The organism is Micromonospora humi, from assembly GCF_900090105.1.
Classification (GTDB): Bacteria; Actinomycetota; Actinomycetes; order Mycobacteriales; family Micromonosporaceae; genus Micromonospora; species Micromonospora humi.
In genome coordinates, this window is sequence record NZ_FMDM01000006.1 from 364,137 (window position 1) to 390,079 (window position 25,943).

Annotated in this window: 25 protein-coding genes; 14 read left to right on the forward strand and 11 right to left on the reverse strand. The window is 68.4% G+C overall.

The window, feature by feature from the left end:
- Window positions 1–29: 29 nt before the first annotated feature.
- The 5 genes from GA0070213_RS14790 to GA0070213_RS14810 form a co-directional block, all read right to left on the reverse strand.
- Entirely contained in the window at window positions 30–536 is a 507-nt protein-coding gene (locus tag GA0070213_RS14790) for a GNAT family N-acetyltransferase (protein ID WP_245716394.1), read from the reverse strand.
- Between the two features lie 196 nt (window positions 537–732).
- The gene (locus tag GA0070213_RS14795; RefSeq protein WP_139128675.1) at window positions 733–1,623 is read right to left on the reverse strand and encodes a hypothetical protein; all 891 of its coding nucleotides are present in this window, start codon (window positions 1,621–1,623) and stop codon (window positions 733–735) included.
- A 112-nt stretch (window positions 1,624–1,735) separates the two neighbouring features.
- Window positions 1,736–2,419 carry a GOLPH3/VPS74 family protein gene (locus tag GA0070213_RS14800; RefSeq protein ID WP_091063084.1) on the reverse strand — a complete coding sequence of 228 codons (684 nt, stop codon included), beginning with the start codon at window positions 2,417–2,419 and terminating at the stop codon, window positions 1,736–1,738.
- Window positions 2,416–3,444, reverse strand: coding sequence for an acetamidase/formamidase family protein (locus GA0070213_RS14805; RefSeq protein WP_091063087.1), 1,029 nt, complete (start codon window positions 3,442–3,444; stop codon window positions 2,416–2,418). The genes GA0070213_RS14800 and GA0070213_RS14805 overlap by 4 nt, the downstream gene beginning before the upstream one ends.
- Entirely contained in the window at window positions 3,441–4,847 is a 1,407-nt protein-coding gene (locus GA0070213_RS14810) for an APC family permease (RefSeq protein WP_091063092.1), read from the reverse strand. Before GA0070213_RS14810 ends, GA0070213_RS14805 begins: the two co-directional genes overlap by 4 nt.
- A 286-nt stretch (window positions 4,848–5,133) precedes the next feature.
- On the opposite strand from GA0070213_RS14810, the gene GA0070213_RS14815 reads away from it, so the two are divergent.
- From GA0070213_RS14815 to GA0070213_RS14840, 6 genes are all read left to right on the forward strand, one after another.
- Complete coding sequence (locus GA0070213_RS14815) at window positions 5,134–6,057, forward strand: radical SAM protein (RefSeq protein ID WP_245716395.1); 924 nt, start codon at window positions 5,134–5,136, stop codon at window positions 6,055–6,057.
- 17 nt (window positions 6,058–6,074) lie between these two features.
- On the forward strand, window positions 6,075–7,301 hold the full coding sequence (locus GA0070213_RS14820; protein WP_091063099.1) for a methionine adenosyltransferase: 1,227 nt from the start codon (window positions 6,075–6,077) through the stop codon (window positions 7,299–7,301).
- A gap of 62 nt (window positions 7,302–7,363) precedes the next feature.
- Window positions 7,364–7,954 (forward strand): class I SAM-dependent methyltransferase, encoded by a 591-nt coding sequence (locus GA0070213_RS14825; protein WP_245716396.1) that lies wholly within the window; start codon window positions 7,364–7,366, stop codon window positions 7,952–7,954.
- A 5-nt stretch (window positions 7,955–7,959) separates the two neighbouring features.
- On the forward strand, window positions 7,960–8,679 hold the full coding sequence (locus GA0070213_RS14830; RefSeq protein WP_175441340.1) for a phytanoyl-CoA dioxygenase family protein: 720 nt from the start codon (window positions 7,960–7,962) through the stop codon (window positions 8,677–8,679).
- Window positions 8,676–9,380 (forward strand): FkbM family methyltransferase, encoded by a 705-nt coding sequence (locus GA0070213_RS14835; RefSeq protein ID WP_091063106.1) that lies wholly within the window; start codon window positions 8,676–8,678, stop codon window positions 9,378–9,380. Before GA0070213_RS14830 ends, GA0070213_RS14835 begins: the two co-directional genes overlap by 4 nt.
- Window positions 9,370–10,752 (forward strand): hypothetical protein, encoded by a 1,383-nt coding sequence (locus GA0070213_RS14840; protein ID WP_091063110.1) that lies wholly within the window; start codon window positions 9,370–9,372, stop codon window positions 10,750–10,752. Before GA0070213_RS14835 ends, GA0070213_RS14840 begins: the two co-directional genes overlap by 11 nt.
- A 2-nt stretch (window positions 10,753–10,754) precedes the next feature.
- Here GA0070213_RS14840 and gltX read toward each other — a convergent pair whose 3' ends face one another.
- The 3 genes from gltX to GA0070213_RS14855 all read right to left on the reverse strand — a co-directional run bounded on the left by gltX (window position 10,755) and on the right by GA0070213_RS14855 (window position 14,543).
- Window positions 10,755–12,164 carry a glutamate--tRNA ligase gene (gene gltX / locus GA0070213_RS14845; protein WP_091063114.1) on the reverse strand — a complete coding sequence of 470 codons (1,410 nt, stop codon included), beginning with the start codon at window positions 12,162–12,164 and terminating at the stop codon, window positions 10,755–10,757.
- Window positions 12,165–12,262: 98 nt separating this feature from the next.
- Window positions 12,263–13,150: a phosphotransferase gene (locus tag GA0070213_RS14850; RefSeq protein WP_091063117.1), complete on the reverse strand. Its 888-nt coding sequence runs from the start codon at window positions 13,148–13,150 to the stop codon at window positions 12,263–12,265.
- Between the two features lie 7 nt (window positions 13,151–13,157).
- Complete coding sequence (locus tag GA0070213_RS14855; RefSeq protein ID WP_245716397.1) at window positions 13,158–14,543, reverse strand: NsdA family TPR-like regulatory protein; 1,386 nt, start codon at window positions 14,541–14,543, stop codon at window positions 13,158–13,160.
- 567 nt (window positions 14,544–15,110) lie between these two features.
- Here GA0070213_RS14855 and GA0070213_RS14865 point away from each other — a divergent pair.
- Complete coding sequence (locus GA0070213_RS14865) at window positions 15,111–15,443, forward strand: hypothetical protein (RefSeq protein ID WP_091063128.1); 333 nt, start codon at window positions 15,111–15,113, stop codon at window positions 15,441–15,443.
- Window positions 15,444–15,851: 408 nt separating this feature from the next.
- Window positions 15,852–17,396 carry a hypothetical protein gene (locus tag GA0070213_RS14870; protein WP_091063131.1) on the forward strand — a complete coding sequence of 515 codons (1,545 nt, stop codon included), beginning with the start codon at window positions 15,852–15,854 and terminating at the stop codon, window positions 17,394–17,396.
- Between the two features lie 321 nt (window positions 17,397–17,717).
- Here GA0070213_RS14870 and GA0070213_RS14875 read toward each other — a convergent pair whose 3' ends face one another.
- Window positions 17,718–18,173, reverse strand: a complete 456-nt coding sequence (locus tag GA0070213_RS14875; protein ID WP_217628617.1) for a hypothetical protein — start codon at window positions 18,171–18,173, stop codon at window positions 17,718–17,720.
- A gap of 189 nt (window positions 18,174–18,362) precedes the next feature.
- Here GA0070213_RS14875 and GA0070213_RS14880 point away from each other — a divergent pair, with 189 nt between their 5' ends.
- From GA0070213_RS14880 to GA0070213_RS14890, 3 genes are all read left to right on the forward strand, one after another.
- Window positions 18,363–18,944, forward strand: coding sequence for a DUF3800 domain-containing protein (locus tag GA0070213_RS14880; protein ID WP_091063134.1), 582 nt, complete (start codon window positions 18,363–18,365; stop codon window positions 18,942–18,944).
- 456 nt (window positions 18,945–19,400) lie between these two features.
- Complete coding sequence (locus GA0070213_RS14885; protein ID WP_091063137.1) at window positions 19,401–20,054, forward strand: Panacea domain-containing protein; 654 nt, start codon at window positions 19,401–19,403, stop codon at window positions 20,052–20,054.
- Entirely contained in the window at window positions 20,044–20,436 is a 393-nt protein-coding gene (locus GA0070213_RS14890; protein WP_175441341.1) for a type II toxin-antitoxin system PemK/MazF family toxin, read from the forward strand. Before GA0070213_RS14885 ends, GA0070213_RS14890 begins: the two co-directional genes overlap by 11 nt.
- A 336-nt stretch (window positions 20,437–20,772) precedes the next feature.
- Here GA0070213_RS14890 and GA0070213_RS14895 read toward each other — a convergent pair whose 3' ends face one another.
- Window positions 20,773–21,561: a class I SAM-dependent methyltransferase gene (locus tag GA0070213_RS14895; protein ID WP_091063142.1), complete on the reverse strand. Its 789-nt coding sequence runs from the start codon at window positions 21,559–21,561 to the stop codon at window positions 20,773–20,775.
- A gap of 145 nt (window positions 21,562–21,706) precedes the next feature.
- On the opposite strand from GA0070213_RS14895, the gene GA0070213_RS14900 reads away from it, so the two are divergent.
- From GA0070213_RS14900 to GA0070213_RS14910, 3 genes are all read left to right on the forward strand, one after another.
- Window positions 21,707–23,287, forward strand: a complete 1,581-nt coding sequence (locus GA0070213_RS14900) for an Ig-like domain repeat protein (RefSeq protein ID WP_139128676.1) — start codon at window positions 21,707–21,709, stop codon at window positions 23,285–23,287.
- 96 nt (window positions 23,288–23,383) lie between these two features.
- Window positions 23,384–24,424 (forward strand): NAD(P)-dependent alcohol dehydrogenase, encoded by a 1,041-nt coding sequence (locus GA0070213_RS14905; protein WP_091063148.1) that lies wholly within the window; start codon window positions 23,384–23,386, stop codon window positions 24,422–24,424.
- A gap of 18 nt (window positions 24,425–24,442) precedes the next feature.
- Complete coding sequence (locus GA0070213_RS14910; RefSeq protein WP_217628618.1) at window positions 24,443–24,880, forward strand: MerR family transcriptional regulator; 438 nt, start codon at window positions 24,443–24,445, stop codon at window positions 24,878–24,880.
- A 14-nt stretch (window positions 24,881–24,894) separates the two neighbouring features.
- On the opposite strand, the gene GA0070213_RS14915 is transcribed toward GA0070213_RS14910, so the two are convergent.
- Window positions 24,895–25,943, reverse strand: a 1,049-nt coding sequence (locus GA0070213_RS14915) for an endo-1,4-beta-xylanase (protein WP_091063269.1), incomplete at its 5' end; no start/stop codon positions are given.

Consider the following 25,943-nt stretch of genomic DNA (forward strand, 5'->3'; position numbering starts at 1 on the left):
AGTCCGTCGGGGGGCGCTGGGGGCGAGGGTTAGGAGTTCAGGACCTGCCGCCGGCGGTCGGCGGGATGGGCCGCGTTCGTGGGAACGGCGCCGCGCTGGTCGGGGTTGCGGCGCATGGGTTGCAGGGTCGGTCCGTTGGGCAGCGTGATCGCCGGCCGAGGGGTGTAGCCGTGGCGGGTGTAGAGGGTGTGGGCGGCGGTGGTGGTGTCGGTCCAGGAGGGCAGGTCGATGCGGTCGAGGCGGGTGCGGTGGTGGGCGAGCATCGCCGTGCCGAGGCCTCGCCGTTGGGCGGTGGGGGCGACGGCGAGGAACGCCAGGTGGTAGTGCGGTTCGGTGGGCCGGCCGGCGGTGAGGAGCCGGTCGAGGGTTTCGAAGCGTTCGGTGTGTTCGCCGGCGGCGCCGGTGAGCCGGTGGTGGTAGTTGGCCGGTGGTGGGATGGGTCGGTAGCGGTGGAAGCCGACGGTGGCGGCGTTGAGGTCGTGGGTGAGGTGGATGTCGCCGTAGAACATGGCGTGCTCGACCCAGATCGCGGCCACCTGGGTGAGGACGCGGCGCCGGTGGGGTGGCTCGGGGATCAGCCAGGCGGCGAGGGGTCGGGGTGCAGGGCGTCGGCGATGAGTGCGGCGACGTGGTCCTTGTCGGTCCAGCGGGCGGCGCGGACACGAGCGGTGGCCTCCATGACGGTTCCTTTCGGCTCGACGAGGGCGGGTGGCGGTGCCGGACGGGGTGGTGTCAGGGCGTGTGGGTGGTGCTGGTGCGGGTGTGGGCGATGAACAGCAGGTAGTCCTCGACCTGGCCGGTGGGCCTGCGGTGGCCCTGCGGTGGTGGGAAGTGGGTGCGTTCGTAGGCGAGGATCTCGCCGGTGGCGGGGTGCAGGATGAGCAGTCCGCGTAGAGCGCCGTGGTCGCTGGTGGCGCTGATGCCGATGCCGACGCGTCCGGCGCGGTCGCGGACGGCGGGGTGGTAGGTGAGTCGTGGGGTGTGGCGCAGGAGGGTGAGGATCGCGGTGCGGGCGTCGCGGTCGGGGGTGCGCCATCGGGTGAGGCTGGCGGTGGCGTCCAGGACCCCGGGCGCACCGAGGAACGGCGGGCTGATGCTGGTGATCTGCGCGGCGAGGGTGGCCGGGGTGCCGGCGATCGGGCCGATCGGGCCGTCGAGGGTTCCGGGCGGATAGGTGTCGTCGGTGGTGGGGTGCGGGTCGGGCGGGTAGCGCAGGCTGGTCTCGCGGCCGGAGCCGTCGTCGGCGCGCCAGTGCCGCTGCTCGAACACCACGATGCGGCGGGTAGCGTGCCCGCCCTGGATGCGGGTGTCGGCGGCCCACTGCCGTAGCCGCACGAACGCGAACCGGCCCGGCAGGTCGCAGCCCGCCTCGGTGGCGGCCGTGGGAAGCACCTGGGCGGCGGGCCGCGGCGCAGGCAGGACGGTCGGCGGTGTCGCGGCGGTCCGGGCGGTGAGAACCCGCAACTGGGCTGCGGTCAGCGGCGCCGGGATGTCACACGGGGCGGTTGTCGGGTGAACCGGCGGCATGATGTGGCGGCCACTGCGGGTGTCGGGCATGGCGGTGTGGGTGGCGGCCCAGGCGGGTGCGAGGGCGGCCATGCCGAGCAGGCCCAGCACGGCCAACGCCGCCGCGATCCTGACGGCAGGCCGCCGACGTCGGGTGGACGAATCCGCGGGTGGGTGGGTTGGGTGGGTCACGGTCGTTGGCTCCGGGAGACGTCTGGCGCGGTCACGGTCAGCGGTAGGTGGCGGTGGCGAGGTCACCGACGGCGGCGTCGACGGCGGCGGTGATGTCGCGTACCGGTCGGTGGTGCTGGGCGGCGATGGCGCGCAGGTGGGCGGTCAGGGTGGTGGTGTCCTCGCCGAGGTAGAGGTGCTCGGTGAGGCCGAGAACGGCGACGAGGCCGGCGAGGGCGGCAGTGTGGTTGTCGGGCTGGTCCCGGCCGGCGGCGAGGTAGCGCAGGCGGGCGCGGGCGACGACGGCCCATTTCGTGTCGGTGGCTAGGTAGGTCTCGGTGCGGGCGAGGCCGGCGAGGCGGCGGCGGGTGGCGCGGTGCAGGATCCCGCCGGCGTGCAGGCCGGCGCGGGCGCGCTCGTACAGGTCGTCGGCGAACCAGGCCAGCCACCCCCGCACCGTCGGAACCGGGTCGGCGTAGCGGACCGAGGTGAGGGCGGTGTCGGCGATCAGGTCACCGACCGGCCGGTCGAGGTGTGGCCGGATCCGCTGCCCACCCGCCGGCCCGGCGTCGCCGGTGGTGTCGGTGAGGGCGATCCGCCCGGCCAGGAACAGGTCGATCAGGACCGCCCCGGCCATCCCGAGCGCGAGAGCCCGCCGATGGATGTGGGGTTGACCGGTGTCGTCGTTGTGGCAGAGCAGGAACAACTCGTCGCGCAACGGCAGCAGCGGAACCGTGCTCATCGCGGCGGCTCCTCCCGCAGCCCGGCCACCTGCTGCCGCAGCCGGGCGTGCACCCCCGTGTAGGCGGCGGTCGGGGCCGGCAGCAGCGCCTTGTCCACGGCGGCCAGGACCGTGTAGTTCGGGTCGCATACGTTGCCGATCGGCGCCCTGGCGGCCTGCGACACGAGTTGGTAGGCGTCGAGCTCGTCCAGCCCGGTCAGGGCGCTGACCCAGGCGACCAGGTCACGGTGGGCGATGCGGTAGGCATCCTCCAGCGGCCGGGCGCAGCCGACCGACATCACCTCTGCGTCGGTCTCCAGCCGGGGCCACACCGTGGGTACGCCCTTGATGACCTCGATCGCCAGGGTGGTGGTCGTGGCGATCTCCACCCCGACCCCGCAGACCTCGCCCTCGCCCTGGCGGGCGTGCCCGTCGCCGAGGGCGAGCATCGCCCCGTGCACGTTCACCCCTAGGTAGAGAGTGGTCCCGGCACGCAGCCGTGGGGTGTCCAGGTTCCCGCCGTGGGTGTCGGGGACGATCGTGGAGCGGGCCTCGAACCCGCCGGGAGCGACCCCGATCGTGCCGATCATCGGCTCCAGCGGCAGGTCGACGGAGTGGTCGCTGCCGGTGGCGTGGAAGCGGACCGTGCCGGCCCGCCGATCGATGTCGTACACCCACACCCGCTCCTCCAGCGGCGGCTGCAGCGTCGCGGTGTGCGCTGTGCCGGTCAACGCGCCGAAGTGCGGGAACGTCGATGACACACCCCAGTCCCGGGCCGGGACGATCGACGCGAGGTGGACGGCGAGGGTGTCGCCGGGCTCGGCGTCCTCGACGAAGAACGGCCCCGACACCGGATTCAGGAACGGCATCGCGCACACCCGCGACGGCAGATCCGCCGGACCGCGGACCCGCCCGCCGAAGCAGTCCTCCGTGCGCACCCGCAGCACGTCGCCGGAACGGACGTGAGCCACCGGCATCCGACCACCGAAGGTGTACGCCAGCTCGTCGCGCGCCGGCCGGTAGGTGATCACGTCCATGCCGGTCACACCCGCTCCACGTGGCGGGCCTGCGGCTGCGCCGGCGCCAGTCCCGACAGGGCGGGTCGACGACCGGACAGGTACAGGCCGGCGAGCACGACCATGCCCAGGGCGAGCCAGGCCAGGCCGAGGCGCTGCGCGGCGATGTTCGCGTTCACCACCACGTAGGCGAGGATCACGAACCCGATCCCCGGCATGAGCAGGTGCGCCCACCAGTTCCCGCTCCGCCGCCGGATGAGGTGGTGCACGACCACGGAGACGTGCAGGACCAGGAACGCGACCATCGCCCCGAAGTTGATCAGCGACGACAGCAGCGTGATCCCGTCCGCTCGGGTCGCCATGTACAAGCCCAGCGCGAGGGACACCGCGCCGATGAGCAGGGTCGCGTTGATCGGCACGTTCCGGCGTACCGACACCTTCGCCAGAAAGCTCGGGAGCTGCCGGTCGCGGGCCATCGCGTACAGCAGCCGCGACGTCGCCACCTGCGCGACCATCGAGTTCGGCAGACCCCACGCGATCGCCGTCGCCACCGCGCACAGCGTCGCCAGCCAGTCGCCGCCGGCCACCGCGGCGGCGTCGTAGAAGGCGGTGCCGTTCGGATCGCCCTGCGCCAGGAGCGCGCCGGGGTCGGGCAGGAGCATCGCGGCCAGCCACGTCTGGGCGATGAACAGCACCCCGGCCAGGACGAGGACGGCGGCCATCGCCCGGCCGATCTGCCGGGAGCCGCCCTTGGTTTCCTCGGCGAGCATGCTGATGCCGTCGAAGCCCAGGAAGCTGAGTACGGCGATTGACACCGCTCCCGCGACCACCGACCAGGTGAAGGTGTCGGCGTTGTAGAACGCGTCCCAGCTGAACCGGCCCCTGCCCGAGGCGAGGGCCCAGCCGGCGACGGCCAGGAAGATGGCCAGGACGATCAGCTCGCCGGCGAGCATTACCCGGGTCACCACCGCCGTCATGCGGATGCCGACCGAGTTGACGACCGTGTTGACCGCGACGAAGCCGAGTAGCCACAACCAGACCGGCACCGCCGGGACGGTGGCGTGCATCGCCACCGACGCCACCAGGTACAGCAGCCCCGGCACCAGCACGTAGTCCAGCAGGATCACCCAACCGGCCAGGAAACCGACCGGCGCGCTGATGCCCCGTCCGGCGTAGTTGTAGACGCTGCCGCTCATGGGGAACGCCTTCACCATCTGCGCGTACGAGAACGCCGTGAACACCAGGGCCACCACACCGACCGCGTACGCCAGGGCCACCATGCCGCCGGAGCCGGCGTAGACGCTGCCGAAGATCGCCATCGGCGCGATCGGCACCATGTAGACCAGGCCGTAGGCCAGGAGGTCCCGGAACCGCAGCCTCCGAGCCAACTCCTGGCGATAGCTGTAACGGGCCAAGTCGTTCTGTTCAAACATTCGACGCCCTCCTCCTGCATCGGCACTTGGATGAGGGCGCATGCGGAGGATTGCCTCTCGTAACTCACGCGCCCTACGAGTGCCTGCGCCCCGGTGATCCGTTCTGCACCCCTGGCAGCGCAGGACGAATGAACGATTACGTGATCACGGCAGGTGGGACAGCCCACGGTGAGGGGTCACCGTGGGACCCCACCGTGAGGTGTCCCGGTCAACACCCTCAACGCCAGAGTTGACATCGGTATCCGTCGAAACGATGTCGGCGGCCGAACGTGGGGAGGTGGGACCGGTGCGTGTGTCAGCGATGACGTCGGACCCGGCGCCGTGGGAGTGGGAGTTCGACTGGCACCTGACGAACCGCTGCAACTTCTTCTGCGAGTACTGCCATCCGCAGATCCGTCACGTGTTGAACAAGAAGCACCTGAACGAGCCTGACGCCGACCTGGTGGTGCGGCGCTTCGAGGATCTCGACCGCACGAGTCTCGTGCACATGTCGGGCGGAGAGCCGTTCCTGTTTCCCGGGTTCGTCGAACTTTGCGCCGGGCTGACCCGCCGCAACTGGATCAGCATCAACACCAACCTGGCGTCGCCCGAGCTGGTCACCCGCTTCGCCAACGAGGTGGACCCGACGCGGGTGGCCAAGATCGTGGCGGCCCTGCACGTACCGGAGCGGGAGCGCCTCGGGTTGCCGATGACGGAGTACGCCGAGTCGTTCCGGATCCTGCGCGGGGCCGGCTTCGACGTGGTGGCGCTGTACGTGCTCTTCCCGCCGCTGCTCCCGCGGCTACGCGACGACTTGGCGTCGCTGGCGGCTCTCGGAGTGAATCCGCTGCGGGCCAAGGTGTTCAAGGGCGTCTACGAAGGTCGCCGGTACCCGGAGGCGTACACCGACGCGGAGCGTGCGCTGATCCTGGAGAACTCCGGCGAGTACACCTTCAACCGGCCGTACCTCGATGGAATGCTCGCCTTCCGCGGCCAGCCCTGCACGGCGGGGATGACCTCCTTCAAGGTGACCGTCACGGGCGAGGTCCGACGGTGTGCTTCCGTGCCGACCAGCTACGGCAACCTCTACGACGGCACCTTCCAGCCCGCCTCCGCACCGGAGCCGTGCCCGGCGAAGCGTGTCCTGGTCCTGTCGCAGTGCATGGCGTACCTCGTCGATCCACCACAGCCCGCATCCGCATCCGCCGCCGCTGCCGCGCCGCGTTCGTGAGGAGAGGAGAAAGCGCCATGCAGGTCATCACCAGCCTCGGGGCGGTACACCCCGACCAATCACCGTTCGATGTCGCGGAGCGCAAGGGCATCGGCCACCCTGACAGCCTCGCGGACCTGGTCGCCGACAGCTTCTCCCGCCGCTACTCCGCAACCTGCCAGGAGCGCTTCGGTGCGGTGCCGAACCACTGGGTCGACAAGGTGACGCTGGTGGGCGCAGCCGCTGACGTTCGCTTCGGTGGGTACGACATCCGCAAGCCGGTCGACTGCTACCTCTTCGGCAAGGTCACGGAGCGGATCGACGGCAACGATGTATCCGTCGCCAAACTGTTCGACGACACGGTCCGCGCTGTTCTCACCAGCACGTTGGACGACCCGGCAATCCTTGGGCACCTGCGCATTCACGTGAACAACACCGCCGGCACCGGAGTCGATCACGACAGGGAGTTCTACCAGCCTCGGACGGCTGCCGGGATCACGAAGGTGCTCGCCAGTGAGTCCGTCGCCAACGACACCGTCGTGTGCGCCGGGACGAGCCTGCGTGGCATCGCGGCGCGGACGGCGGTCCGACTGGAGACGCTGCTGACCGGTGCCGCCTTCCGAACTCGCTACCAGACCGGCACCGACGTCAAGGTCATGGTGGTCCGCGACCGTGGCCAACTGGACGTGACCGCGGCAGTGCCCTTTCATCCCGCCAGCGTTCACGGCTGGTCGGAGTATCGGACTGCGCTGGACGCCATCCGCGACGAGATCGAGGGTGAGCTCAAGCGGGTGCTCGACGAGACACCGACGGCAGCTGGGGCACGGCTGTCGCTGAACACCAAGGACGTGCCCGGTCATGGCTACCTCGCACCCTTCGGCACCTCACTTGGCAAGGGAGACTGTGGCGCTGTCGGGCGGGGCAACCGGTACAACGGGGCGATCGAGCCCCTTCGTCCGGCGAGCGGCGAGGCGCCCGCAGGCAAGAACCCGCTTCACCACGTCGGGAAGATCTACACGGCCGTAGCCGATGAACTGGCGCGACGCATCATGGCCGAGCTCGGGACGTACGCCGAGGTGCTCATCGCGGCACGCAACGGCGGCCAGTTGGACGATCCGGCGTACGTGCTCATCCGGTCCGAGGCGCCCATCGGGGCCGCTGGCGAGGCACTCGCTCGGGCAGCGATGCGGACGGCGCCGGGATACATCCAGCGGTTCCTGGAGACCGACCCGGTGAGCCGCTTCCGCGAGCAGGAGCCGTGCTGATGCCGCCGGCGTTGGACGAGGTTCATCTCCATCATCTCCGCGAGTTGTGCGCTCGTCCGGCCATGATCGACGACGAGGGCCTGCGCCTCGGAGGCACGTACGTGATGTTCTTCGCCGAGTCCGCCCTGATGGCTGAGCACGCCGCCGCCCTGCTCGGAGATCAACACCGAGCGCACGTGCTGGAAATCGGTCTTGGCCTGGGCGTCTTCGCCCAGCAGATCGCGCCGCTGCGACCCGCCCGTTACACCGCCGTCGAACCCCATCCGGCGGTCGTGGACCTGGTCGTACCGAGAATCCGCGAGCACCTGCCTTGTCCCGTCGTGGTTGTCGTCGAACCATGGCAGGTGCTCGATCTTGAGCCGGAGAGCATCGACGCGATCATGTACGACACCTGGCCGCCCGACGGGCACGCCGACGCCGATTTCGCCAGCTTCGTGGAACGGGTAGCGATCCCTGTTCTGAGGCCCGGAGGTCGCTTCAGCTTCTTCCACAGCGGCACAGAGTTGCCCGAAGCGCGCGTCGAAGTGCTGGACCACTTCTTCCCGGGCTGGAGCGCAACGAAGGTGACCATCCCTGCGAATCAACTGCCGAGCGGCTGGACGAAGCCGACGGGCGACTTCCTCGTGCCGTGCGCCCGGAAGGGGGTCCAATGATGCGAGTGACCGGCGAAGACCTCCCGCACCGCTTCCGTCAGGAGGGCTACCTCGCCATCGAGGGATTCCTGGAGCGCGAGACGTTGTCCCAGTTGCGTGCCGCCGCCGACCTGGCATTCGAGCAGATCATCGGCCAGACCGTGTCGCTGCGGACGGCGCATCCTCGCCTCACCTGGTGGCGCCTGCCGGATGGCCGACCGTACGTCTTCAAGATCAAACCTGTTGTCGATCTCGCACCGGCCTTCGCGGGCGTGGCGGCGAGCGAAGATATCGGATTCCTCGCCTCGTCGATGCTCTCCGCCAAGGCGACACTGATGGAGGACAAGGTCACCTACAAGGCGGCGCTCGCCGACCCCGCCGGTTGGGCCGACCTGCCGGTTTTCGGCGAGGAGGTCCGCAAACACTCCGACGCCTCGTACTTCGCGGCGCGCGGCTACGACCGGGTGATCACGGTGGCGCTGTGTCTCGACGACTGCCCCGCAGCCGCAGGGGCGCTGCAGGTGTGGCCCGGCAGTCACCGACGCCCTGTGCGACACGAGCCGACGCCAAACCAGGGGCCGGTCGTCCCGGACGATGACGCGCCCGACGATCAGGCGGTGACGCTTGAGGCATCAGCGGGATCGCTGCTGGCCTGGGATGCCGCGCTCGTGCATGCCAGCGGGCCGAACAGCACCGACAGACCGCGGCGACTGCTGGTTCTCGGTTACTCGGCGAGCGGCTCATGACCGCCGCACCGAATCCGCCGGGCCGAGCGACCGTCGGCGCCTCTCAGCCTCCGAACAGTGCCTTCGACCCGCCGTACACCCAACCGCACCCGTACTTCGGTCAGTGGGGCGAGGACCGCTGGCTCGTCGAACACCTGGCCGTTCCAGCACAGGGCGTCTTCGTCGATATCGGGGCAGGCGACGGAGTACGGGGTAGCAACACCCTCTACTTCGAGAGGCGGGGATGGACGGGGTTGAGCGTCGATCCTGATCCGCGTAACCACGCGCCCCTGGCCAGACGCCAATGCGTGGTCCGCCACTGCGCCATCTCGAACACCGCCGGCAAGCAGACCTTCAGCCAATACGACGCCAAGCCCTCCTGGTCCGGCCTGGGTGACCGGGGCCAGGGCTACACCGTGGGCACCGCTCCCTGCCTCCGGCTCGGAGACCTGCTCCACGACCTCGGAATCGAGCGGATAGACCTCCTGAACATCGATGTCGAAGGCACAGAGCTGGACGTCTGGTCGTCCTTCGACCCGGCCGAGCACCGCCCTGGGATCGTCATCATCGAGTACGACTCCCGAGACCCTGACCGCAGTGAGGAGCGGATCATCCGCGCTCTCGGGGCTGATCGCTTCGAGCTCATACATCGAACTCCAGCCAACCTCGTCCTGCGAGGGCTGGATCCGGTGAGCCAGCGACGGTGGCGCCATGCGAGATGATTCTCTCCTCGAAGCGCTCGCCACCGCGATCCAGCCAAAGGTGACCGGTGAGAGGGCGGTGGTCTTCTGTTCCCACAGCGCGGACGAGCCTCACTGGCGAAATCTGATGGCGGCTGCGGGCGCGGCCGACGTCCTGGTCCTGGCCTTCGACGGCAACCTCCTCGCCTCCTTGCCCAGCCCGCCCGGCACCCGCAGCGCAGCCCAACTGCTCGCGGACCGGCACGCTCTCCTCGCCACCCTCGCGACGGACTCGCCGCTGAGCGCACTCGTGGATCGTTTCGATCCCGACAGGCGAGCAGCGCTTTACGTCACCGACCCTCTGGAGCCGCTGGTGACAGGCAGCCGGCCGCTCATCGGCGCCAAGCACCCGAGCTGGAGCATCTTCGAACACAAGAGCGTGGTGGATGTGCTGTGGGACTCCATCGGCCTGCCGCGCGCGGAATCAGTGGTGTACGACGAGCCAGCATCGCTGTGGCAGCCTGTCAGCCCGCCGGGGACCGAAATCGTCACCGCGAGGCAGACGTGCGGGGCCGAGCCCTCGGCCGGCGGTGGAGACATCCAATGGTCGAGCGCGGGCATGCCCAGCCCGCGGGCGGAGTCGACAGGGCGAGGGCGGATCCGCGTCATGCCGATGCTCCCCGGCGTGCCCTGCCGCCTGCACGGATTGGTGCTCGTCGAGTCGACTGTCGCGTTCACCCCACTGGAGCTTCTCGTACCGCGGCGGCCCGCCGACCGGACCTTCCTCTGCGCGGGCACCGCACCCATGCCCGTGGCCCGACAGCGAGGCCTGATCGAGCTGACCCGGTGGATGGGCGAGGCCCTGCGCCGCCGGCTGGGCTACCGCGGAGGGTTCTCCGTCGATGGAATCCTCACCCGGAGCGGGTTCCGCCCCACCGACCTCAACACCAGGGTGACCTCGGCCTTCGAGGCCGCACCACCACCTCTGCGGGTTGGCGTCCACGCGAGCGCGCTCCTCGCCAGGGAGGGCCTGCACGGCGTCGACGCGGCCGGACCCGGGCTTACGGAGAGCGTGCATCGCGCCCTGAACGACACCACCGACCTCAACCTGCTCGCGATGATCGGGCAACCGGTCCCGTTGGCGAGGCGACACGTTCGCTGGCGCGATAGCGGGCTTGAAGCGTGCCGGCCCGACGAGGCGCACGGCTCGATCGAGGTCATCAGCGGACCGCGAGGGACCGCTCTTCGGGCTCAACTCGCGCGGAAGCACCTGCCCGTGGGCATCTCGCCGCAGGAGAGCGTCGTGGTAGCCCTCCGAATGGCTGACGAACTCCTAAGCACCGGAATCGGCGACCTGCAACCGCCACCCGTAGGGAGCGGTGCCGCCCCCACTCAGAGAAGCGGCACCACCTAGACCTACGAGAGCCGGTCGATCGCACTCCTGATCCTCGTGACAGTGCGGCTCCGGCCGAGCACCTCCAACGACTCGAACAGGGGCAGCCCGACGGTACGGCCGGTCACGGCAACCCGGACCGGTGCCTGGGCCTTACCCAGCTTCAGCCCGCGAGCTGCCCCCAACTCCTCGACCGTGCGCTTGAGCGACTCGGCATCCCACTCCACCTTCTCGAAGGCGGCAGCCACCTCGGTGAGTAGCGCCAGGGCTTCCCCGGTCATGGCCTTCTTCCAAGCCGCCTCGTCGATCGACGGGAACGGCAGGAACAGGAAGTCGACCATGCCGACGATCTCGCTGAGCACCGCGACCCGGGTCTGCGCCAAGGGCGCGACAGCGGCGAAGGCGACGTCGTCGTACTCCTCAGCCCGCCACGGGGCGTACTCACCGCGCAGCCACGGCTGACACGCCGAGATGAACTGCTCTGTGCTCAACGCGCGGAGGTAGTCGCCGTTGAAGGCCCGAAGCTTCTTGACGTCGAAGAACGCCGGCGACGGATTGACGTCGGCCATCCGGAACTCCGCCACGATGTCGTCCCAGGGGACAATCTCCCGGTCACCGGAGGGGGCCCAGCCGAGCAGCATCAGGTAGTTGCGCATCGCATCGGGCAGGTACCCCTCGGCGCGGAAGTCCTCCAGCGCGACCCGATCCCGACGCTTGGACAGTTTCTGCCGCTTCTCGTTGACCAGGATCGGCGCGTGGGCCCACACCGGCGGCTCGTGCCCGAGTGCCACCCACAGCAGTTGCTGCTTAGGGGTGTTCGGCAGGTGCTCCTCAGCGCGGATGACATGGGTGATGCCCATGACCATGTCGTCGACGACATTCGCGAGCAGAAACACCGGAGAGCCGTCACCACGTGCGATGACGAAATCCTCGATCGTGGCGTTGTCGAAGGTGGGCCCGCCGCGCACCAGATCCCGCACAACTGTCTGACCTTCGTCCGGCGTCCGGAACCGCACCGCGCTGCCGGGAGCCGCGGCTAGCCCGCGGTCGCGGCAGTAACCGTCGTACCCCTTGTGTTCGCTGCCGGTTCGCTCCACGACCTGCGTACGCACGCAGTCGCAGTAGTAGGCCTGACCTGCCGCGAGCAGCTTCGCGATGGCGTCGCGGTGGTGCTGGACATAGGCGGACTGGAACAGGGGGCCCTCGTACTCATCGGGGCCTGCGCCGAGCCACGCCATGGCGTCGATGATGCCCTGCACCCACTCCGGCTTACTGCGTTCGGCGTCCGTGTCCTCGATCCGCAGCACCATCGTGCCGCCGGACTGCTTGGCCAGCACCCAGTTGTAGAGCAGCGAGCGGGCGTTGCCCACGTGGAACATGCCTGTCGGTGATGGGGCAAATCGAACGCGTACGGGGGAGTTTGGCGATGCCATGCACGCAGCGTACCGATATGAGGCGGTCGCTTAACCGCATATCCCGGGCGGAATTTCCGGCGTCCGAGCGGCCGGGTTGGAGCGCCGCCTGCCTTTGGTCAGAGAATCTGCCAGCGACGCAGCTCGGCGCCATTCTCGTTGCGAAGGCCGTCAAGCCGGCGATGCACCTCGGCGGCTGCCGACGTGCCGGGCCGGGACTTGCGCGCGTTGGTGGCGATCATCTGGAGCTCGCGCAGTCGGCAGAGCTTTTCGAAGCCCGACCAGGTGGTGGCGTCCCAGCCGTAGCTGGCGGTGAAATCAGCGAACGCCTGCCGGCCGCCGCCGAATCGCCGACAGTGAACCGCAACGGTGGCGATGTCCCACTCTCGCGGCCCGATCGCGATACCGTCCCAGTCAGCCAGCACCGGGGTGCCGTCGAACCGCCGTAGAGCGTTGCGGGTCTGGGGGTCGGATTGGATCAGGCTGTCTCCCAGCGGGAACGCCATCGATGACCAGGCCGCTTTGAGAACCTCGAGCCGGCTCAGCAACAGATCGCGGTCCAAATCGTCGATGAGGTGGGCGTTGTCCACGGACCTGCGGACGCTCTCGGCTGGTTGGAGCCTTGGCAGCTCCACTGGCGGCATCGGAAAGCCGTGCAGTTCACGCAGGAGTTGCCCGAGCTCTGCGGTGGTGACAGGGTTGTCGTCCGCCGGGTCCAGACGCTGCCACACCGTGACGGCGTGTCCGTCGACCACGAGCGGTTGATCCGGCACCTGGGAGCAGAGACTCACGGTTGGGAAGCCCTTGGCCGACAGCCAGTCAACGACCGCCACCACCGTCCGCGAGCGGTCGAGTCCGAACTCCAGCGGCGCGATCTTGACTACTACGTCCCGCACGGCGTACACCGCGTTGGTGTGATGCCGAAGCAACTGTGCCTCGGCAGTTGAGCAGCCCAATCTCCGACACACCTCGGCGAGCATCGGACGCGTTCGTGCCTCGACGAACATGTGGCCCCTAGGGTTCGAGCACAGCAGTTCCGGCTGCAAGGGTACGGCTCCGCTCGCGGCACGCCCGCACGTACTCCGCCAACTCGATCACCTCCCTGCCCTGTGCCGGTTGCGGGATCGCCGATACGACCTGAGCCGCCTTGGACAGGACGATCTCCGTGCGCTGTAGCTCGGGCAGCCCGGCGACGGCGGCGCAAGCGGCTACTGCAGCCTCCGCGAACCGAAGGTCGCGTACAAGGCAGAGGGCACGGTCCAGGGCGATAAGAGCAGGATCAATCGGCACCCTCGGCCTGGGGCCGTACAAGCTCAGCGCTTCGTCCTGGATCCGGTACGCCTCTTTCGTGTCGCCAAGCCATGTCCTTGCCCCGGACAGGTAGAACAGCAGCCGCTTCGCGGGAAAGCGGAACGCCGCGTCGCTGTCGTCGTCACCTGCCTCGTCGAACATGCGGTGCGCCTGCTCGATCCCCGCTCTCGCCTGGTCAGCAGCCCCGAGCCGGGCCAATGCCCTCGCGCGTCCGGCGGCTGCCAGCGCGCCGGACGGCGACGCCGAAGCCGTGATGGCGAGCGCTTGATCCGCCATCGCCACCGTCTGGTGCGGGTCACCGAAGTAGTAGGGCAGCATCGCCGCCTGGGCGCGCGCCAACACCTGGAGCCGCGGGTCCGCGCTGTCGTCCGCGGCGTGGATCGCCGTCCGGTACCACAACCGCGCCTCACTGGCGTTGCCCAGTCGCATGAGCGCGTCGGCACACATCGTCGCCAGCAGAGCTGCGGCGCCCGACAGGCGGGCCTGAACCGTCGCGGGTTGCCGCCGACGCGACAGGACCTGCACCTCGGCACACTCACCCGCAAGTCTCGACAGCATGACGGTCGGGGCCGCCGAGGGATAGACCCGCATGTGCTCGCTCGTCGACTCTTCAACCAACTCGAGGTGCCGAGGCGAGACGGTGGACGATGACAGCGCCTCGTCCAGCTCCGCGCGCAGGCGAGCGAGACCGCCCATGTCGGTGGACGGACGCTCACTCATCATCTGGGGTGAGCGCTGGGCGCTCGTGGGTACTCGCCTGCGTACTGACTGAACCTCTCCAACGGCTAGTACGTCCTGCTCACCGCCGAGGCCCATGGCGGCTCGCGGAATGTTCAGGCCGAGGGCGACCCGCTCCAGCACCTCGTAGGCCGTAACCTGCCGCGCCCCCTTGGCGATTTCGGCGGCGCGGTTGGCGGAGACATCGACAAGAGCAGCGATGGCTCCGTACGACACGCCGCGAGCATGCAGGAACCTGAAGATCACCGCGACGTCGCGCCGTTGCAGGAACTCCCTGATTGGCCGCCCTTCCCAGGTGCCCGACGTCCACCAAGCCGGGTCGATCCGGGCAACCATGATCACCTCCAGCATCCGCACACGACCGATAAGCATCCCGCCACGATGAGGCGTCACACGGCTTGTGGTGCGACCAAGCTACCTGCTGTCTCGCCAAGACTCCATAGCGTAAACATGCACGCTCACCGATCCCAACCGCACCGCAGGCGCACACCGTACGTTCATCTATTCAGATCACCTCAAAACGGAGCGCGCCCCGCAGGAGGCATAACAAACCGAGGAGCGCTTCGGGCAAGCTTCTACGAGCATCTCGATCGTGCGCGTCATGCTGGACACCAATCTCTGGTCCTCGATTGGCGACGAGGGCACCGCCCGCTCCTTCGATGCCTTGTGAAGGCGCGTGACCTTGAGGTCGTCATGGCACCGAGCACGCTGATGGAAGTCATTCGGCTTCCCGCGCCCGAGGCCCGGCAGCGAATCATCAGCGCCATGGGAACCGGCCCACGTCGGCGCTTAGCGACGGAAGCGGAGTCGGAGTCGGCGGAGGTCGTCGCGGAGGTCCGCCGAGTCAGGCCGCAGTGGTTGCGCTCAATGCCCGACACCGCCCGAGTGGCATCCCTGAACACCTTCTGAACCAAGCAGGTGTGGCGGCAGGCGCTGCACGATCCGCATCCGTTCCACGACTACGAGATGCGTCACCGTGTGCAGTCGGACCGCCTCGTGCGGCTCCAGCAAAATCAGCGCCGGGCGATGCTACAGATCAACTTTGAGATCCGACCCCTCACCGCCATGACCGCAGCACCTCTGCCTGAGGCACCCGAGTGGTATCGCGCCGCCTGGCCGGGTAAGCCGGTCGAAATGTGGCGCGTCGAGTGTCGCGACCTTTACTGGCACCAACTCAAGGTGATCGGGGGTCGGGCGGTCCTGAGCGGCGAGGACTCGACCTTCGCTGACTGGATAGGCTTGCGTACGTAGACCTGTCCAGGTTGCAGTCCAGCCGCGATGCCTTTACCCGCTTCTGGTTCTCCGAGGTAACCGTTGGGGCGATGCGGCGCAACTGGGTCCGATGGGCAGCCCGCCTCGCCCAGAGCACCTTCAAGGTCACCAGCGGGAACCCCTCGGACGAGCAGCACAGCTCGAATCTACTCGCCCGATTCGTGTCCGTCCTGGAACTCGTACGCGCCGAGGCACCCTTCCCAATCGCCGAATCACTCCTGGTCAACGGAGACCGCACTCTGCCTGTCCTGGACCGGATTTCTGTGGCCCTGCAAGAACGACGAGGCTCTGCGCCAGGCTTCCCAGCGGTCAGGTGAGACGACCTGCGCCAGCCACCGTCGGCGTTCGATGGTTGCGCGGGGTTGTCTTCACCGGCACGGTTATCTGATGCAGCGCTGGGATCGGCTTAACGAGCGCCAGGTGGCCCTACTGCGTCAGATCGCGGACGGGGACGACCTCAGCACACCCGAGGGCGCCCCACATCGAACGTCCGCGCGGGCGCTGCAGACCCGGCGCTTGGTAGACATCACGCGCAAGGGCGGGTTGTGGCGAGCGACTGTCACGGAAGCGGGTCGCTATTACCTCGAGCACGGTTTTCACCCCGAGGACCCCGCCCACCTGGCCAGACCGACGCCGAGCAGGCCGAAAAGCACAGCGGAAAGCGTCCCACCAAAGCGATCGGCAGCGGCCAGCACCGATGGCACGGCCTCGGCCGCCCTTGCCTTGGCCCAGCAACTCGTGGACCAGCTGAAACGTGGCGACGGTGTCCTCCGCGTCGAGGAGCCCGATGAGCAGACCCGGGCGCGATACCGGCGGGCCATCCATGCTGCGAAGCAGCAGAACCTCGTCCCGGGCGGATACGAGCTTCGGCACACCGGCCGGGACCGTGGCGACATCGTGGTCAGGCTCTACAACAAGGCGAACGGCGCCAGGAGCGGGTGGGACGCCTTCCGGATCGCCTCGCGCCACCAAACCACGATCGATGAGGAGATCATCGCCGCGTTGCAGAAGAACCCCTCAGCGCTCACCGTCTCGACCGAGCTTCTGCCTCGGGCTTTGGAGTTGGTGCGCCTGCTCGCCGCAGCGGCCCGCAGCCGCGGGCACCGTCTGGTCGTCAACACCAAGGGCGCCCGGCCTACGCTGTCACTACGGCTGGAGAAGGCAAAACGCGCGGTCAGGATCAGCGAGGAGTACGACAAGGTTCCGCATGTACTCACCGATGACGAGCGGCGGCGCCCGAGGAGGCAGCCCTGGATCTCGTTGCTCGAGTTCGACCGGGTGCCGAGCGGCCGTCTTGTCCTTGAGGTGAACCGCGCCGACTACGGCAAGTCGGACACCTGGACCGACGACAAGCGCACCATGCTGGAAACCCGCGTCCACAAGATCATAAGAGAGGTGGAGACGGGGTACCTCGCCGACCAACGCGAGCACGAGGAGTCGGAACGCGCCCGCCGGGAGCAGGAAGAGCGCTGGGAGCGGCGAAAGGCCGAAGAACGAGCGCAGTGGGAGCAAGTCAAGGCCAGCGCCAACGTCCAGGCCACAGACAAGCTGCGCACAGACGGATTCCGGGCCGCTTTCGACAACTGGGTGGCGGCGGACTCCATCCGAAGCTTCTGCACAGCCCTCGAGGCCTCCGCCTCATCAAACGATGTCGCAGGCCAGAACCTTGAACAATGGGTGGCCTGGGCGAGAGGCAAGGCTGATGGACTCGATCCCACCGTCAACCCGGCGGTGCTCGCGGAGGTGGACTTCGACATCAAACCGCGCCCCAGGGATCTGGAGCCGTTCATGGGCGAGTGGAGCGCGACGAGGCCGGAGAAGGCCTACCACTCGGAGGCGACCCGCAACCAGTACGCCGAGATCCTCGCCTACGAGAAGACCTGGCACCACGGCATTCGCGGCAATCCACAAGCCTGGCGGTGGCGCAGCTGAACGGGTGCTTGTAGGTGCTTGGCCGTTCGTGTGGCTGGACCGACCTGCGGTACCGATCCTCGACCGCAGCCTGCCGATCCACTTTCTGTTATCGATACCGTTGCAAATACTCGGACCCACGGCAGTTACCACTACTCAGTGAAGATCGACAGATATAATAACGGACTCGAACGGATCAAGCGTCACCGTTGACACCGCCACGGGTAACCGCCGATCAGCACAGCCCCGGTGCACGATGAGGCAACCGCGTGATGGTGGTGAACCGAGCGGTCCGAACCTCGCCCGCATCTGCGCGTCCCCGGTCTGTTACAGGTGCACCGGCTACGGCTGGGTAAGCGTCCTACGTTGTACTTTGACCGAGTACGAGTACCCGCGCCCTTCGCTGCCGCTGCTTCCCCAGCCGCTGCTGGTTGCGATGTTCCAGGCGAGTTGACGGCGCATGTGGGCGGCGAACACCCTGAGATCACGGACAACGCATCGGCAGTCCAACCACACCTCGACCCAGACGTACGGGCTGCGTGGGTTGTCGTTCAGGCGGTCCAGCCGCGACCAGCGGATCTGGTGGTCGTGGTCGGCCAAGCCGGTTCGGCTCTCGTCGTGGGCCCAGCCCATGCCGCGCGCGAGCTGGTCAAGATCGTCGATGGCGAACAGGTCGCTGGACCACTGACCAGGCCAGACCGCGAACAAGCGAGACTGCCCGGCGGCGGCCCGCTCGTAGACGCTCTGGTCGATCCCGAACCGGACCGACCCGCTTGCGGTGACCTCGATGTAGCACATCGTGTTCAACCTGTAGGGAAACTCGTTTCCCATAGCGCCGGCGCTACGCGGTTCCCGCACACCCGCCCCCTTCCTACTGACCGGCTCCGATTCCAGCATGCCGAGCACACCCCGTACAGACGTGGGTCTTACGGTAGGTCGTGATCGAGCACGAAGGACCTACCTGCCTTCGTCCCGTACGGTGCCGTCGTGACCTACAGCCCTTCAATCGCGTTCGTCGACGAGTCGATGCGGCAGCGCCACGGCCGGTCGGGCTTGTACGTGATGGCCGCAACCGTGGTGACCGCCGATGGAGTCGATGAGATCAGGCGAGCGGTGAAGCTCCTGGATCGACGGGGGCGCGGGTTCCATTGGCGGGAGGCGGAGCCAGCGGAACGGCAGGCGGCAGTTGCGGCGGTCGCCGAACTCGAGGCTGTCCACCACGTCGTGCTGGGGGCAGGTCTGGACAACCAGCGCCAGGAGCGTGGGCGGCGCGAGTGCCTGCAGCGGTTGCTCTGGGAGCTAGGCGCCCTTGGTGTCGTAGAGGCTTGGCTCGACGCACGCCGTGAGGCCCAAAACAAGCTAGACGTCCGGCTCGTTGACACCATGCGCGTTCGCGGTGCCATGCCGGATTCACTACGAGTCGATCACGTGTCGTCCCGCGCCGAGCCGCTGATCTGTCTGGCTGACATTGTCGCGGGCGCGGTCACTGCCGAGTGGGCCGAGGGCGCCGAGGAGTACGTAGCGCCGCTTGCGAAGGTGCTGCAGAGGCACAAGATCCATCTGTCGTAGTCCCAAAATGCGCTGAGCCGAGGGCCGGGTCTGCCCCCGGAGCCTCGGCTCTACGACTTCCAACCCATGGGCCATGGGTGGCAGGTGTTGCTGAATACAGCTTACCTCGACCGGCCAGGGAACACCGAGCACTGGTTAATCCACGACACCGTGGGCGGAGGGTCCAGGGCTTGCTCACGACCTCTATGGGTCCCTATGCCGCCGTGTGACGTCACGCCCATACCCGACAAGATGCTCACCGCCGAGATCACCAAGCGGGCCAGACAAGCCATGGAACGGGAGTTCTTTCGGCTGACCTCTCCGACCTCGATCCCGGCCGTGTGGCGCGCCCGCTAGAGGGACAGTTGTGACTTATGGCACCCTTTGGGGAAACGCCCTCCATGCGTGGAACCGTGCTCGAACAAGCGTTCGACCATCCTCTGTTCCTATACCTGCCGCGCTACTAGACTGGAAGCAATGACTAAGCCCGTGCACCCGAAGAACGCCTCGGCACGTACCGCCGCGGCGTACCTCGCTGTTCTCGGACTGGCCCGCACTCTGGGTTACGTCATCACACGCCTCAAGATCGCCAAGCTGCTGTACCTGGCAGACCTGCGAGCCATCGAGGCTGGCGACGACCCAGTATCCGGCATTCAGTGGAAGTGGCTCAACTACGGACCGTACAACAACAGTCTCCTCTTCCTGGAAGACGAGCTAGTGGAGGCCGGCGTAGTCCGCCGGGAGCCTGAGCCGTACTACGGCGGGCAGTGGCTACGCCTGATCGACGAAGCGAGCGTCGGCTACGACATGGAGCCTGAGGAGATGGCGGTCCTCTCGTCGGTAGTGGCAGAGTTCGGCGACCTGCTAGCCACGAGCTTGAAGGACCTTAGCTACCAGACAGCACCAATGCGAGACGCTCAGGGGCGTGGTCGCGGCACCACACTTGACCTGTCCCTCGCACGGCCGCGGCCGCGGCTCACTGGCCTGGCTGCCAGGATGCAAGGGATCATCAATCGACTGCCTGAACAGGAGAATGATCCGGGCGTATTCGAAGATATGATCATCGAGTCAGCCGCCTTGGCCGCCCCGCGCAGGCATGCAACGAGGGAACTGCTGGGTGATGACGAGTAGTCCCGTCGTCCAGGGCGGGATCTACTGGGTCACCGACACCGACATCAGCCTGCCCCCGAACCATGACCGCAAGACCCACCCACGACGTCCAGTGGTGGTTCTGACAGGGCCCGACACCAACAGCCACGCGGGCTGGCGGTTCGTGCTGGTGGCCCCGATATCGTCCGAGTCCACTCGCAAAACCGTGTACTGCGTCAAGTTGAGCGCAGGCGAGGGCAACGTCGCCAGCAAATGCTGGGTCCGGGTGCCAGCCGTTCAGCCGCTCATGAAGGACCAGTTGACGGACATGATCGGGATCCTGCCCGCGCAGCGGCTTGAGGAAATTCAGGCTCGGCTGTGGCAGTACCTCGGCCTAGTCGACCTAGATGAGCCCACACAGTAGGTGTCTCGCCGACCACCGAGCCCAATCAGTACCCAGAAGCCAGGGTCGACGGCCCGCGCCAACGCCGGCGCACGGCGGGTGCTCCACGGATGCTCCGATGTTCCGATGCCGGACGGACTCACGGCGCGACCCCTGGATTCGCGCCCCCGCCGACCACTCATCCCCGTGCCAGCCAACGGAGGCATCGCGCGGACCAGCACCAACGCAGCCGGACGATGCGTCCAGAATTCGGACGGCGAACAAATGGCGGCACTCTGTCTACTTCTGGCCACTTTTAATCCATAGGTTCAGGGTTCGAGTCCCTGGCGGCCCACTCCTTCGCAGCTCCGCGGCCCTTCAGGTCGTGGGCCGTGGGTGACGCTCATGCTGGCCCGACTGCCGCGCCAACGTAGCCAGATATCCCCGGAAGACGACGGTCACCTCGCCGCCTCCGAAGACCTCGCCGAGGGTCTCCCGGCACCACTCGCGGGCCTCCTCGGCCCAGCAAGCCCCGCGCGCGACGGCGTCGTGCACGTTGACCTCGCTGAGCGCGTAGCGCAGGTAGGCGTCGTGTGTCATCGGTAGCCGAATCTCAAGATCGGTGTAATCGAGCATCCGTAGGCCGAACGTGGCGAGAGGAAGCGCCCGTACGTCCAGTGGCTGCCAGCCGGACGGCCACGGAAACCGCTGCTCGAACGCCGTGAACCAGGTCGCCAGCGCGTCGCCGGCCAGCGAGTGCCGGCCGCCCTCGAAGTCGTAGAGGAGGAAGGTGCCGCCTGGCGTCAGCACTCGTGCGACCTCGACGAGAGCGGACGGGAGATCGGTGTAGTTGAGTGAGCCGGCTGCCGCGACCAGGTCGAAGGACGCGGCGGCGAACGGCAGCTCCTCCGCCGAGCCGACGACGAATCGGGCGTCCGGCGCGACCTCGTGTCGATGCGCGAGCATGAGGGGAACCGGTTCCAGACCTACCACGTGTTCCGCCAGCGGCGCCAGGGCGGCGGTGGAGGCACCTGCGCCGCAGCCCACGTCCAGAGCCCTCCTGGCCCGCTGCTCGAGGCGGACCGATCGCAGGATCCGGGCGTGTACGGGGGGACGGTCGAAGGCGTAGGCCGCGGCCAGCCGCTCGTTGTCGTAGACGCTCGTCATGGTTCCTCCCGAACCGGTGTCACCGCTTGAACGATCATGCAGGCACGTTGTCACGGCGGGGTTCCCGGGCGAAAATCTGTCGCGCCCGTGCCTTAATCTCAGCGCACGACCCCTATCGAGGGGCCTTGATGCACGGGGAGTGCAGATGAAGCCTTGGCGCCTTCGCGCGCTTGTCACGACCGTGGCCACCGCCGCGGTCGTTCTCTCGATCACGGCTCCGGCCGGGGCCGCCACGGCGGCCACCCCGGTTCTGGAGATCACGTCGATCGCCTTCGACCGCACCTCGGTCGACGTCACGCAGGACTACGCCAGCGTCGCTCTGACCTGGACGATCACCGACCGGTCCACCAAGGCCCGGAAGATCAACGGCGCGGTCGAGCTGCGCCAGTTCGCCGGCGACCAGCAGGTCGGTCAGCCCCGGACGGTCAGTTACGACCTCGACTGGGGCGCGCAGGTCCACGGCTCGGGGACGGCGCAGGAGTCCACCTACAGCTACGACTTCGCCGTCCCGCGCTATGCCTCGACGGCGGAGACGGTCTGGCGGGTCACCAAGGTGACCGTCGCCGACGACGTCGCGCACGCCCGGACGGTGCGCGACCCGGGTCCGGCGGCGCTGGCCGTGACCCAGCTCGTCGACACCGAGGGGCCGGTGGCCGAGCAGCTCTACCTCGACTTCGGCCAGCCGCGCGAGGTCTATGACGACGGTTCCGGGGTGACGTTGCGCTACCGGACGCAGCTCACCGACGAGAGCGGCTTCAAGCGGGGCAAGCTCACCCTCGCCGGCCCGGGTGGCGTGCGGCTCAGCTCGACCTTCCAGCTCGTCCAGAACGGTTCGCAGTGGTCGTGCAACGGCGACGTGTCCTACGACCCGACCTGGGTGGGGTGCACGGTGGCGATCGCCGTGCCGGCCGGCTCGGCGTCCGGCACCTGGCGGGTGGCGCGGGTCGACCTGACCGACGTCTGGGGCAACACCCGGACGATCACGTCGCCCGAGGGGCCGGCGCCGGTGCAGGTGACCCGCAACGACGTGGTCAGCGCGTCGGGTTTCGCGCTCACCGAGTCGCGGGTGAACAACTGGCGCAAGCCGGTGTCGACGTCGCTGACCTTCACGCCCCAGGGCGCGGTCCGGGGTCTGGCCTCGGTCGACCTCGACATGTCCTGGTGCTCGCAGCCGTCGCGCACGCCCGTGGTGCGTGAGGACGGCTCGGTCTCGGTGGAGATCGTCGTGCAGTCGAGCTGGGTGAGTTCCTGCGAGATCAAGGGGGTCAAGCTGACCGACGGGGCAGGCAACGTGGCGCTCTACGGCACCACCTACGGCGCTGCCGACCTGGGCCTCACCATCACCCGGGTGCCGGACGAGAAGGCGCCGGTGGTGCTCTCGGCGACGCTGCCCAAGGCGACCTGGACGTCGCAGGAGACCGAGGACGCGTGGGGGCTCGGCTTCGACGTCACGGTCGAGGTCGACGACTTCGCCCCGATCAACGGCACCAGCGCGACGATCTACGACAGCGAGGGCGTCTCCCAGGGCGGCATGTACGGCGGTGAGCACGACGACGGCACCGGGGTCTTCCACCTGGCCGTGTCGACCGGTCGGCTGGCGCCCGGGCGCTACACGATCGGCTTCTCGCTGACCGATGAGGCCGGGAACACCAGCCACTGGGGCTACCCGAACGCCGGCAACCCGATCCCGAACGGCCCGCTGGTCCTGACCGTGGTCGCCGACTGAGTCCGGTCCGGCCCGGCCCTGCGCGGCCGGGCCGGACCGCTCACGGCGACCGTGGAAGCTTGCGGTGGAGTGAACTCCAGCGCCTAGCGTCGCCGCATGGCACAGACGACAGGCATGGCACTGACGGCACCCGGTGGCAGCTGGGAGCCGTACACCTTCGAACGCCGGGCCCTGCGCCCGGACGACGTCGCGGTCCGCGTCACCTGGTGCGGGGTCTGTCACACCGACCTGCACGCGGCCGAGGCCCTGACCGCCGGGTCCGCGCCGCTGGTGCCGGGGCACGAGTTCGTCGGCGAGGTCACGGCCGTGGGCGGCGACGTCACCGGCTTCGCGGTCGGCGACGCGGTCGCGGTGGGCAACATCGTCGACTCCTGCGGTACGTGCGGCGCGTGCCGGGCCGGCGAGGAGCAGTTCTGCGTGGACTTTCCCACGCTCACCTACGGCGGTCGGGACCGGGTCGACGGCAGTGTGACGCTCGGCGCGTACGCCCGGGACTACGTGGTGCGGGAGCCGTTCGCGTACCCGTTGCCGGGCGGGCTGGACCCGGCGGGCGTGGCGCCGTTGATGTGTGCCGGGGCGACCGTGTTCGAGCCGCTGCGTCGCTGGGACGTCGGCGTCGGCCAGTTGGTCGGCGTGGTGGGGCTGGGCGGTCTCGGCCACCTGGCGGTGAAGTTCGCCAAGGCGATGGGGGCGCGCGTCGCGGTCTTCACCACGTCGCCGGGCAAGGAGGCGGGGGCGCGTGCGCTCGGCGCCGACGAGGTGGTCGTCTCCGGTGACGCGGAGGCGATGGCGGCGCAGGCCGGCCGGTTCGACTTCATCCTCGACACGGCGTCGGCCAAGCACGACCCGTCGCCCTACCTGCGGGCGCTGCGGATGGACGGCACGCTCTGCATGTTGGGCATCCCGGATCGGTACGAACCGGAGGCGCTGGCGCTGCTGCTGGGCTACAAGCGGCTGGCGGCGTCGGGCAGTGCGGGCCGCCCGCGTACCCGGGAGATGTTGGAGTTCGCGGCGCGGCACGGCATCGTCGCCGACGTGGAGCGGGTTCCGGCGCGTGCGGTGGGTGACGCGCTCGCCCGGCTGGCTCGCAACGACGTGCGCTGGCGGTTCGTGCTGGACCTCTCCGACCTGGGGTGACCGACGTACGGTTGGCGGGTGAACGCCACCGCCACCGCACTCGGCATCCGCGAGGTGTCGGAGCTGACCGGCCTGACCCTCGACACCCTGCGCTGGTATGAGCGTGAGGGCCTGATCCCGCTGGTGAAGCGGTCCTCGGACGGCCGCCGCCGGTACGGGCCGGCGGCCGTCCGCTTCGTCCGGCTGGTGCAGGCGTTGCGCCGTACCGGCATGCCGATCGCCGAGATCCGCCACTTCGTGATGCTCGGCCCCGGCACCCCGGAGCATTCCGCGCAGCGGCTGCGAATCCTTCAGGAGCAGGAGGTGCGACTGCACCGACGGCGTGCCGAGCTGGACGAGGACCTGCGGGTGATGCGGCACAAGATGGCGGATTTCCGGGACCTGATGGCGCACGGCCGCACCTGCGAGGACGACGACCTGCCCGACGACTGTGGTGGCCCACCGCCGGAGCGGTGAGCCACCACGGGTCGTCAGTTGGCGACGAGCTGGAACCGCTGGTTGGCCTGCCCGTTGCAGTCGTAGAGCTGGATCTGCTGCCCGTTGCCGGTGCCCCAGACGTCGAGGCAGCGGCCGGACTGGGCACCGGTGATGGTGCCGTTGGAGTTGACGTTCCACTGCTGGTTGGCCTGGCCGTTGCAGCCGTAGATCTGGACGGCCGCGCCGTTGCCGGAGCCGGCGGCGTCCAGGCAGCGGCTGCCGCCGTAGATCGTCAGTTGCTTGCTCGACGTGTACGTCCACTGCTGGTTGGTCTGCCCGTGGCAGTCGTAGAGCTGCACCCGGGTGCCGTTGGTCTGCGACGAGTTGGGCACGTCGACGCACCGACCCGACTGGTTGCCGAGGATCCGGCTGGCGCCGCCGGACGGCGGCGGCGTGGTCGGCCCGGAGGTCGGGGTGGCGGTCGGCGTCGCCGTCGGGGTGCCGGTCGGCGCCGGGCCGGCGGCGTTGAGGGCGTTGAGAACCGAGGTGTACGCGGCCTTCTTGTTGCCGCCGCCGTCGAAGAGCAGCGGGCTCTCGTTGGAGCGCCACGAGTCGCTGTCGCGCACGCCCCACACCGTGATGCCGATACAGCGGGGCACGTTCAGGCACGCCTGGGTCAGGCCCTGGTACTGGCTGGTGGACGAGTTGGTGACGTCGACCTCGGTGAGCGCCACGTCGACGCCGAGGGCGGCGAAGCTGGACAGCGTGGTCTGGAAGTTGCTCGGCAGCGAGCTGCCGCCGGTGAAGTGGGTCTGCAGGCCGACGCAGTCGATCGGCACGCCCCGGGACTTGAAGTCCTGGATCATCCGATAGACGCCCTGCGTCTTGCCGTACGACCAGTTCTCGATGTTGTAGTCGTTGTAGCAGAGCTTGGTCGACGGGTCGGCGGCCCGCGCGGTGCGGAACGCCACCTCGATCCAGTCGTTGCCGGTGCCCTGCAGGTTCGAGTTACGGCGGCTGCCGTCCTCGTTGAACGCCTCGTTGACCACGTCCCACGCGGCGAGCTTGCCCTTGTAGTGGGCCATCACCCCGTTGATGTGGT